Consider the following 9,132-nt stretch of genomic DNA (forward strand, 5'->3'; position numbering starts at 1 on the left):
TCATTGAAGATCTGAGGGAAAAATGTGTGTGGAATAGTCGGTATTGTAGACAAAAGTAACCTTGCTTCACCCATCATATATGATGCGCTTAAAAGACTTGAGTATCGTGGTTACGATTCAGCGGGTATTGCAACAATTTATCAAAATACCCTTTTTATAAAGAAAGAGAAAGGAAAAATTAATGAAATCCACGAAAAATTGGACTTGAACAAACTTCTTGGAACAGTAGGAATAGGGCATACAAGATGGGCTACACACGGGCTTCCCTCAAAAAATAATGCGCATCCTCATGTGGATTGCACAAATAAAATTGCAGTGGTTCACAATGGTATTATTGAAAACTTTCTAGAACTTCGTGAAGAATTGGAGAAAAGACACACCTTTACTTCAGAAACTGACACTGAAGTTATCCCACATCTAATAGAAGAAACAATGGTAAAAACCAAGTGTGATCTCCACACGGCTACTAGAAACGCAATCAAAAAATTAAGGGGAACCTATGCCCTAGCCGTTATTTGCGCAAAAGAGCCAAATAAATTAGTTTGTGCTAGAAACGAAAGCCCCTTAGTGATTGGTATCGGTGTAAATGCAAATTACTGTGCCTCAGATATACCTGCACTTCTTCCTATGACGCGAAGAATCGTTTTACTAAGTGATGGAGAAATGGCATCTATTTACTACAATAAATTAAAGATAGAAACCATTAACGGAGAAGTAGAATTACAACCAAATATAGTAAATGTATCTTGGACCCCTGAAATGGCTCAAAAAGGCGGCTACCCTCATTTTATGCTTAAAGAGATACATGAGCAATCCCACGCACTTAATGGTACTCTCATGATAAGACCCGAATTAATCAACCAGATAGCAGAGGCCCTAAACGACTCTAAGAGACTATACATTACTGCTGCAGGGACTTCTTACCATGCAGGATTAGCTGGAAGATACATGTTATCAAAGCTTTCTGCCATGCAAAGCCAAGCGATAATTTCATCAGAATTCATAGAATCCACTGTCAATCTCGTTGACAAGGACACCACAATTCTTGCAATAAGCCAATCGGGGGAAACAGCCGATACTCTAAATGCTATAAAATACGCTAAGGATAATGGAGCAAAAATAGTTTCCATAACTAACGTGATGGGAAGCACTATTTCCCGATTATCCGATCTTACATTATACACACAGGCTGGGCCCGAGATAGGGGTTGCTGCCACAAAGACATTTCTTGTGCAACTAGCGAGCTTGGCCTTAATATCTTTACAGCTAGGAGACATTAGAGGCAAGATTGATGGTAGCGAGATGGAACAACTTAGGGAGGAACTCTTTCAAATTCCACGAATTGTTGATAAAACGATCAAAAAACAAGAGAGTCTCATAAGAGATATTGCTTACGAATATGCCCATAAAACAGATTTCCTATTTCTGGGCAGAGGCATTAGCACCACCACGGCAATGGAAGGCTCCTTAAAACTAAAAGAAATTGCGTATATACACTCAGAAGCATACCCCGCAGGAGAATCAAAGCATGGTCCAATAGCTTTGATTGAACCCGGATTCCCGGTGGTTTTTATTTCCCCTCCTGATGAAACACGTGATAAAATAATTGGAAATATAATGGAAATGAAGGCGCGCCAAGCTACAATAATAAGTTTAGCTTATGAAAAAGATCAAGAGATACAGAAGCTGTCCAATAGAATGATTGGTATGGCTGCAATACCTGCACCTTTTTCACCAATAACTTATGTAACTCCACTCCAATTATTGGCTTATTATGCTGCTACTAAAAGGGGTTATGACCCTGATAAGCCCCGGAATTTAGCGAAAAGCGTTACAGTTTTATAGGATAGTTTAAAAAATTAAAGTCTCTACTATTTTCCCTTATTTATTTAATAATTAAATCTTTTAACTCTCTGCTGTTCAAGTCGAAAACTCGAATTAGATGATTGTTTGTATCAGCGATATATAACTTATTTTCGAAGTGAACAACATCGTTAGGTTCATAAAGTGATAACATATTGCATTCTTTGTCATCAATTTTGCAAATACCTTTAATTGGTTGATAAATTAGTGTGGTTAGTTTCCTTTTTTCTAAATCCGCCACCCTTATTGCATGATTATAGGTGTCCACGATATAAACCTTGTTTTCTACCGCATCAAGGCCAAGAGGATGTTGGAGAAGTGCGTTTTCAAAATTTCCATTCAACCTACCAAATATAAACAAACCTTTTCCCAAAAGGGTTTTGACCTCTTCAGTCCTAAGATCCACATAGCGCAGAGCCGATACTTCACTGTCGGCAAAGTAAAGTCTCTTATCATCAATGTCTAATCCACTGGGTTGAGCAAGGGCAGCCATGTAGGCTTTTCCATCCACAATATTTTCAACCCCGCTTCCCGCAAAATTTTCAATAATTCCCGACTTTATTTCCATTCTCCATATTTGATGGTTGCCTGCCATTGCAATATATAAGTACTCTTTGTCTGGAGCTATGTCCCATGGGGAGTTCAAAGCCACTTGCTTTGCGTCGCCTGAGAATTGCCGCATGTATCCTTGTATGCCTTTCCCTGCAATGGTTTTTACAGTTTTATTTTTAAGGTCGATTTCTCTAATTGCGTGATTATCGGTATCAGCCACATAGAGCTTTTTATCTCTGTAAACCACTCCTTGTGGCTTTTTGAACTCAGCGTCCTCAAATGTTCCGTCTCTTAATCCTTCCCGTCCACTTCCAATAATAGCTAATATCTTTCCCTTATCATCTTTTTCCAGTTGAACCTGAAGAATTCTATTATGATTAGAATCGCTAATAAATAAGTGTTTGTTTTTGGAATCAATATCGATTTTTCCAGGAAAGGATAGTAACGATTCTTCCCATTCATCAAAAACTATTTCAATTTTATTTTTCGCAATCGTTCCAGCTTTTCTTCCCTTCTCTAGAGCTTTACTTATTTCCCGATCCAAAGCATTCCTTATTCCCTCTCCTGAGGCCTTTCCAATTATGTCTCCTTCTGTATCAATTAGGATAAATGAAGGCCAAGCATTAATTCCATAAATGTTCCACAATATGTGATCATTATCTACCAAAACAGGATGACGAATATTATACCTTGCTACGGCAGATCGAATATTATCTATATCCTTTTCATTATCAAATTTAGCCGAGTGAACTCCAACGACCACAAAAGGTTCATCCTTGTATTTTTCCTCTAACCACTTGAGATCTTCAAGAACATGGATACAATTAATACAACAATAGGTCCAAAAATCAAGCAATATTACGTGACCTTTTAACTTCTCAATGGTTAACGGCTCTTTAGTATTAATCCAAAATAAATTTTCAGGAAAGTCAACGGCGTAAACCATATTATAACCCTCCTACAAAACATTTTATTACTCCTCATCAAAAAAAGAATCATCGTTTTTAGATATAATTTTTGTAATTCTCTTTTTCATTTTTACTACAACAACGAATTTTGCGTCGAATTTAAATTTAACCTAAAAGTTTCAGAATTGTCAATATGCTGATTTTGGGCTATAATCTCCATTAAAAGGGGGATTTATGAGCTTTTTTTAGAAATCTAAAACTAGAAAAATCAACTCACTCTAAATTGGAATAGAAAAGAAAAATATTTAAGATGAGATTTGTAGGACATTTTCGGGCTTAGCGTGATTAGAGGGTTTCTGCTTAGAGGATTCTTGGACGGATAAAATACTTTCTCTCCTGTTTAAGGTGGCAGAAGGCAGCGATCATCCCCCTTAACACGACTCAGCACCGTCACCGTCCTAAAGCTGACCTCCCGAAAACGATTCCGGTAGACAATGAAGTAAGTTCTTCCCTCTCTTAGCTGCACCCGTCCTCGGTGAGGAGCCTCCAGCCCTACCAAGTTCATGGGGAAGTGTGAAGCAATTATTCGAGCCACCGCCTCAATCCCCTTCCGCCTCAGATATACGAAGCTTGTGGCGCGGGATACGAACATGGACCGGCGTTCTCTCACACCCACCTCTGTGGCGCTAAAGTCTGCTTCGCAGATGTTGTTTGTAATCTCCTTTCCTTCAAAGACCTCTCTTAGTAGGCCCAGTATCCAGCCGAGGGCTTGCTTCTCCTCTCTGGAGAGTGACGCTTCCTCCCATCCCTGAAGTGGACCCCTGTAGACCAGCACCGCCTTCAAACCCGGATCTCTCGTTTTCCTTTTCCCACTCTCCCTCTTCTTTGCTTTCTCACCCATGCTCCAGGAGCCTAGAAGAGCCTTCCCGAGTTCTTCCACCTCTCCCGGCATCGCATCAAGATACTTCCAGGCATTAATGAGAAGCTTCTTCCTCTTAGCGCCAGGGACTCGGGCATACCGCTTAAGCGATCTCGTCCATCACTCTCCGTGTTTCCTCTTCCACCGCTGTTTCCCCTCTCCTTCGGAGTTCCTTTATGATTGAGTTTAGCGGTCTCGCCCTTTCAAACATGGTGAGGAAGAGGCCTTCTAGGTTTCCCCTCGTTTGAGTTTCCCAGGCTAGGTGTCTCAGCTCGTCTAGGAGGCGGAGTCCCCGCTTCTCAAGGTAACCCGTGGAGTAGTCTCTAAGGGTGAGTTTGGGGTTAACTCCCTTAAAACCGTTGTAGAACTCAATCATTCCTGGGGGGGAGGAGTTCACTCTCCCTCCTCTTTGGGGTTACTGCTGTGAAGGAGTCTGTTCTTGGGGCGTAGGGTTCGCCACCGTCCTTCTTAGTGGAAGTAGGTCATGACGTCTCCCCAGAGGGTGTGGTTCTGCATGACTAATATAGTCTTTTCTCCGCAAGTGTTCCACAAGCCACTTGGCCACTGTTCTGTTGGCATCGGTGATGAAGAGGTACCGGTCAGCCTCCACTCCTTCGAGCGTTTCGTCTAGTAGTTGGGGGAGTCCTTCCCCAGTTTTTTCACAGCCCTCCCTTCAGGATTTTCCTTTCTCCACTGACGGTGAGAAGGAGCTCATGTTCCCCTCTGTACAGTCCATCCAGGTTTACTACTGCTATTATCTCCTTTCGGTAGTGTATCACTCTTGGTTTTCCGTCCGTCTTGTAGGGGATGTCTGGGAGGTGCCACAGGGCTTCCCAGAGGACGTTTCTGCTCTGAGCTGAGGAATTCTGCGACATCTTCCACAGATGCTTGGATGCACACAACCAGTATTAGGGCGGTTAGTATCTTTATGTATCTGGCTATGTTCACCTCGAATGTGGCGTAGAAGACCATTTTCCTTCCGCAGGACTTGCACCGGTACTGCGGTGTTCCGGAACCGTTTGTTCCGTCCTTAACCAGGGTTTTCCGCAGTGGGGGCAGAGCTATGCATTACCCATAAGTGCTACGAGTAATTGCTTTCCTCTAATTTTATGCAAGATACGCATATTTTCTTGTTCCCACGATAAAAAATATTACGTATATGATAAAAAATTAGAGAGCAAAAATTATCCACGATAATTATGGGTAATGCATAGGGGGCAGAGGGGGTGTCCAAACAGTTTCTCCACCGCTACTATTATTTCGGCTTCGGTGAGGCGGGGGTCGAGGATCGCTATGAGGTCGGCTCTCTTTTGCATCTCTTGGCTGGGACAGATGACTCTTAAACCTGCAGGTTGGTGTGGATGTTTTTCTAACCCTTCTCTCGGGGGGTTTGTACTCAACCTCGATGAGCACACATCTATTTTTCAAAATTCACCAGTTTATAATGTTAAGCAATTCAACCCTTTAAAGCTATCACGCTAAGCCCGAAAATGTCCCAAAACTAAGTTCACTAACATAATCTTTTTAACAGGATTCAATTATTCTTGTCAATGAGAGTGATTTAATGGCTGATCTCAGAAACCAGATTAAAACTGCCAAAAGGTTATCGTCATTACTTAGGACCTTCAGTTACTTCACTTGGTTTGTAATGCTGGGAGTTGTTACATTAAACATGGTATATATGTCAAACTATTGGAATATGCTGTCAGCCTACACACTTCCCATTCCAAACAGTTTGATTTTCATAATGGGAGTGGGAATGATTTTCACGATTATTGGTATTCAAAGTTTATTTATATACATTCTTTATAAAGTTAAAAAGAGTAAAGAACCGTTAAATAAGAAAAATAGTGGATTGGAACGAGACATAGTTTAGCTTCAAAGATTTTGCATCATAATAATCTTAGAAAGAAAGATGGGTTATACATCAACGTTAAATTAAAAAGGGTGAATTGCTGACTAAAACTTGTCCCTTAGGGGTGATGCAATGGTTACAAATGCACTAGAAGTAATAAGAAAAGCAGAAGAAGAAGCAGAAGAGATAATAAGCTTAGCCGAGAGCGAGGCAGAACAAATTAGGAGTACCACACTGCAAAAGGTCAAAGAAATAGAAGCAAAAGAAATTGCAAAAGCGGAAAAAACAGCTCAAAAAATGATAGAGAGCGCTGAGAAAGAAGCGGAAGAAGAAGAAAAAATACCAGTGAAAGAAGAGGAAGAAGAAGAAAAAAAGATTCGAGCGCGAGCCAGTGAAAAAATGGATGCGGTTGCAGAAGCCATAGTGGAAGAGGTCTTGGCAGAAGAGTGAGGTGAAAAACGGTGAGTGAAGAACTAATCGACGAGAAGATAGAAAAAATGGAAGAGGAACCAGAAGATAAAAGACTCCGAAGAATCGTCAAAAAGATAAAAGAAGACGCGAAAACAAGAGCAAACCAAATAATAGAAGACGCAGAAGAAAAAGCAAGCGCCATAATAGAAGAAGCAAAAAGAAAGACAGAAACCAGTGTAGAAAAAATATTAAGAAAAGGCAAGGAATCAGCAGAACAAATAAAAAAAAGAAAAATCGGAGAAACCAAGCTAAAAGTAAAACAGAGAAAAATGAAGCTACAGGAAGAACTAATTGAAGCCACATTAAATAAAGCCCAAGAAAAACTACAAAACCTATCAACCTCCAAAGACTACAAAAACATCCTAGAAAAATTGGTCTTAAGATCCGCAATAGGTCTTAATGGCGGCGAACTTGAAATAATCCTACCAAAACAACACAAAAACATAGAACTGAGCCTAGCAGACATAGCAAAAAAAGTAGAAGAACAAACCAAAAACAAAACAACACTAAAAATCGCTAAAGAGGAAGCAGAAGCAGTAGGAGGATGCATAGTAAGAAAAAGCGACAAAAGCATATCCATAGACAACACCTTCAAAGCAATAATGGAAAGAAAAATAGAAAAAATCAGAACCATAGCCGCAAAAATATTCCAATAATAGGCTCTTCCCCCTCATTTTTTAAAATTAAAATAATATACTCTACCCATGGAAGATTCTAGTCCCTTGGAAAAGGGGTTTAAACACAGCAGTCTTTTCCTAGCAATCAACTTTGCCAAAAACCGAAATATAGGTTAACCCTCAGGACTACGAACAATCCCTCTTCGTTCACAACAGCTAAATACGCAACAAAAATAGTAAGAACTCTTTTTAAAAAACCTAAAAATCTTTAGTTTTATCCCGCGGACATTGTTAGTTACATAAAAATAACGGTCTCAACCAATAATCCTTGGTTTTTTATGATTTGGATTCAGTGAAATGGATTAAAAAAAATGTGGGTAGCATCTATTGTTTCCTGTTTACAATTTAAGCTAGGTACGGTAGTAGCAAGAAGCTAATAACGAGTCCATAAATTGCAATAGCTTCAATCAACACAATGTAAATAATAGTCCTACCAAACATCTCCGGCTTCTCACTAATCGCACCAATCGCCGCCGCAGAAGCCGTGCCCATTCCGATGCCCGCCCCGGCACCCGCCAAACCTATGGCAAGACCTACACCCGCACCGACGGTGGTTTTAGCCATCTCTGGTATGCTTAGGGGGCTTGGAACTTGGGAAACTACTATGAAAGTGTTGTAGATTGCGGCTATTGCCACAAAAACCATCGCCAAATATAGCAGTAGGAATTTTTTGTTCATTTTGCCACCTCGATTCAGAAGATTATTAGCAAATCGCGAATGACGCGGGGTTCAACCTTTTCTACTTTGCCAAAAAGTATTATTTTAATGTTTCGTATCTCATTTTTCTTAAGGTCCAGGAAGGCTATCGGTACACCGATGTGGAAGGGGTCGCCTACCATGAGTGTGTATGCTAGTTGGGTGGAGTACTCTTCGAATGCGTGTTCTATGGCTGATGTTGATTTGTTTTCCCCGTAGGCTTCTTTGGCCATGTGGGCTAGGTATTTGTATTCTGATACTAAGAGAATGTTTAGCACCTCTTCTATGTCCCGTGCTGCTATGGAGTCTATTATCGAGTTTTCCGCTCGGTAGAATGTGGGTAGAATGAGGTTTTCTATGGTTTGTGGTTGAAGACGTTGGGTTTTGGCTCTCATGATTATCAGTATGTTCATTAGGTCTATTTTGGTTCCGATAAGTTTTTGGGCGTATCTTCGGTCTGTTGCGTTTAGTGTAACGATTTTGTTCCACAGGGTTTTGTAGACGCTGCGTTCTAGGGCTGCTTCGAAGACTATTGGTGATTTGATTGATTCGTATTCGGGAATTGTATCCTGTAAAATTTGTTTTGTTTGGGGCTCCTTGACGAGGTCGATTACTTGGTAGACTGTTTGCATGTTTAGAAGATTTTTGTATTCATCCATTTCTTTGGGGGACAGGGGGATTAGGTACTGTAACACTGTTTGTGCTGGGGTTTTGAAGTGCACCGCATTGATTACCAGTATCAGATTATCATAGTAAAGCTTCTTTTGATAGGGTTTCAAGTAGCTTCTTACATTGTAGGGTGAAGAGCTTACGACTAGATCGAGAGTTTTGTTTAGCTCTTCGCTTAGAACTCTGTCAACTTCTATGGTGTCTAGGGGGAATCTAAGATCCGCTCTGGCTAAGACTTCCCCGTAGGAGGTTGCATTAAGCAATCTGACAGCCTCATCGATGTCCGCTGCCTGCACCAGTTTTTCATAATCTCCGATAGTGAGCATTCTTGATTTTAAGGCTCTGACTTTTGCGTTTATGGAGGCATAATGACCTGAAGAAAGGAAACTCATGTCTTAACCCCGCTGAAATTGTTTCCATAAGGGACACGCTTACTAACAAAAACTCGTATATAAAGCCTATGCCTTCTCCAGTATTTGAAAATGAGTTTTTGGGGGTAGGGATACCCTTATAGTGGAGAGA

The 9,132-nt window shown here is 40.7% G+C and carries 12 protein-coding genes; 4 read left to right on the plus strand and 8 right to left on the minus strand.

What is annotated here, in order from left to right; genetic code table 11:
* The first annotated feature begins 24 nt into the window (after positions 1-24).
* Complete coding sequence (gene glmS / locus ACUVXA_RS01470; RefSeq protein WP_445869448.1) at positions 25-1,845, plus strand: glutamine--fructose-6-phosphate transaminase (isomerizing); 1,821 nt, start codon at positions 25-27, stop codon at positions 1,843-1,845.
* A 40-nt stretch (positions 1,846-1,885) separates the two neighbouring features.
* Here glmS and ACUVXA_RS01475 read toward each other — a convergent pair whose 3' ends face one another.
* From ACUVXA_RS01475 to ACUVXA_RS01500, 6 genes are all read right to left on the minus strand, one after another.
* Positions 1,886-3,361: a thioredoxin-like domain-containing protein gene (locus ACUVXA_RS01475; protein ID WP_445869449.1), complete on the minus strand. Its 1,476-nt coding sequence runs from the start codon at positions 3,359-3,361 to the stop codon at positions 1,886-1,888.
* A 362-nt stretch (positions 3,362-3,723) separates the two neighbouring features.
* Positions 3,724-4,275, minus strand: a complete 552-nt coding sequence (locus tag ACUVXA_RS01480) for a hypothetical protein (protein ID WP_445869450.1) — start codon at positions 4,273-4,275, stop codon at positions 3,724-3,726.
* 70 nt (positions 4,276-4,345) lie between these two features.
* Positions 4,346-4,639, minus strand: coding sequence for a hypothetical protein (locus tag ACUVXA_RS01485; protein ID WP_445869451.1), 294 nt, complete (start codon positions 4,637-4,639; stop codon positions 4,346-4,348).
* Positions 4,640-4,657: 18 nt separating this feature from the next.
* Positions 4,658-4,852: a hypothetical protein gene (locus tag ACUVXA_RS01490; RefSeq protein WP_445869452.1), complete on the minus strand. Its 195-nt coding sequence runs from the start codon at positions 4,850-4,852 to the stop codon at positions 4,658-4,660.
* A gap of 101 nt (positions 4,853-4,953) precedes the next feature.
* Positions 4,954-5,214, minus strand: a complete 261-nt coding sequence (locus ACUVXA_RS01495) for a hypothetical protein (protein WP_445869453.1) — start codon at positions 5,212-5,214, stop codon at positions 4,954-4,956.
* 212 nt (positions 5,215-5,426) lie between these two features.
* Positions 5,427-5,642 (minus strand): hypothetical protein, encoded by a 216-nt coding sequence (locus tag ACUVXA_RS01500; protein ID WP_445869454.1) that lies wholly within the window; start codon positions 5,640-5,642, stop codon positions 5,427-5,429.
* Positions 5,643-5,806: 164 nt separating this feature from the next.
* On the opposite strand from ACUVXA_RS01500, the gene ACUVXA_RS01505 reads away from it, so the two are divergent.
* The 3 genes from ACUVXA_RS01505 (at position 5,807) to ACUVXA_RS01515 (ending at position 7,224) form a co-directional block, all read left to right on the plus strand.
* Positions 5,807-6,118: a hypothetical protein gene (locus tag ACUVXA_RS01505; RefSeq protein WP_445869455.1), complete on the plus strand. Its 312-nt coding sequence runs from the start codon at positions 5,807-5,809 to the stop codon at positions 6,116-6,118.
* Between the two features lie 111 nt (positions 6,119-6,229).
* Positions 6,230-6,547, plus strand: coding sequence for a hypothetical protein (locus ACUVXA_RS01510; protein WP_445869456.1), 318 nt, complete (start codon positions 6,230-6,232; stop codon positions 6,545-6,547).
* Between the two features lie 11 nt (positions 6,548-6,558).
* A complete protein-coding gene (locus ACUVXA_RS01515) occupies positions 6,559-7,224 on the plus strand; it encodes a V-type ATP synthase subunit E (protein ID WP_445869457.1) in 666 nt (221 codons plus the stop codon).
* Between the two features lie 366 nt (positions 7,225-7,590).
* On the opposite strand, the gene ACUVXA_RS01520 is transcribed toward ACUVXA_RS01515, so the two are convergent.
* Both ACUVXA_RS01520 and ACUVXA_RS01525 read right to left on the minus strand, forming a co-directional pair.
* Positions 7,591-7,923, minus strand: a complete 333-nt coding sequence (locus tag ACUVXA_RS01520; protein ID WP_445869458.1) for an ATP synthase subunit C — start codon at positions 7,921-7,923, stop codon at positions 7,591-7,593.
* A gap of 14 nt (positions 7,924-7,937) precedes the next feature.
* Positions 7,938-9,002 carry a V-type ATPase subunit gene (locus tag ACUVXA_RS01525; protein WP_445869459.1) on the minus strand — a complete coding sequence of 355 codons (1,065 nt, stop codon included), beginning with the start codon at positions 9,000-9,002 and terminating at the stop codon, positions 7,938-7,940.
* Positions 9,003-9,132 lie beyond the last annotated feature (130 nt).

The sequence above is a fragment of the Candidatus Jordarchaeum sp. genome (genome assembly GCF_052745115.1).

Coding starts and splice junctions, on each gene's coding strand:
- ACUVXA_RS01475 (WP_445869449.1), bottom strand. CDS start 3,361: ATGGTTTACGCCGTTGACTTTCCTGAAAATTTATTTTGGATTAATACT.
- ACUVXA_RS01480 (WP_445869450.1), bottom strand. CDS start 4,275: ATGCCGGGAGAGGTGGAAGAACTCGGGAAGGCTCTTCTAGGCTCCTGG.
- ACUVXA_RS01495 (WP_445869453.1), bottom strand. CDS start 5,214: ATGGTCTTCTACGCCACATTCGAGGTGAACATAGCCAGATACATAAAG.
- ACUVXA_RS01505 (WP_445869455.1), top strand. CDS start 5,807: ATGGCTGATCTCAGAAACCAGATTAAAACTGCCAAAAGGTTATCGTCA.
- ACUVXA_RS01510 (WP_445869456.1), top strand. CDS start 6,230: ATGGTTACAAATGCACTAGAAGTAATAAGAAAAGCAGAAGAAGAAGCA.
- ACUVXA_RS01520 (WP_445869458.1), bottom strand. CDS start 7,923: ATGAACAAAAAATTCCTACTGCTATATTTGGCGATGGTTTTTGTGGCA.
- ACUVXA_RS01525 (WP_445869459.1), bottom strand. CDS start 9,002: ATGAGTTTCCTTTCTTCAGGTCATTATGCCTCCATAAACGCAAAAGTC.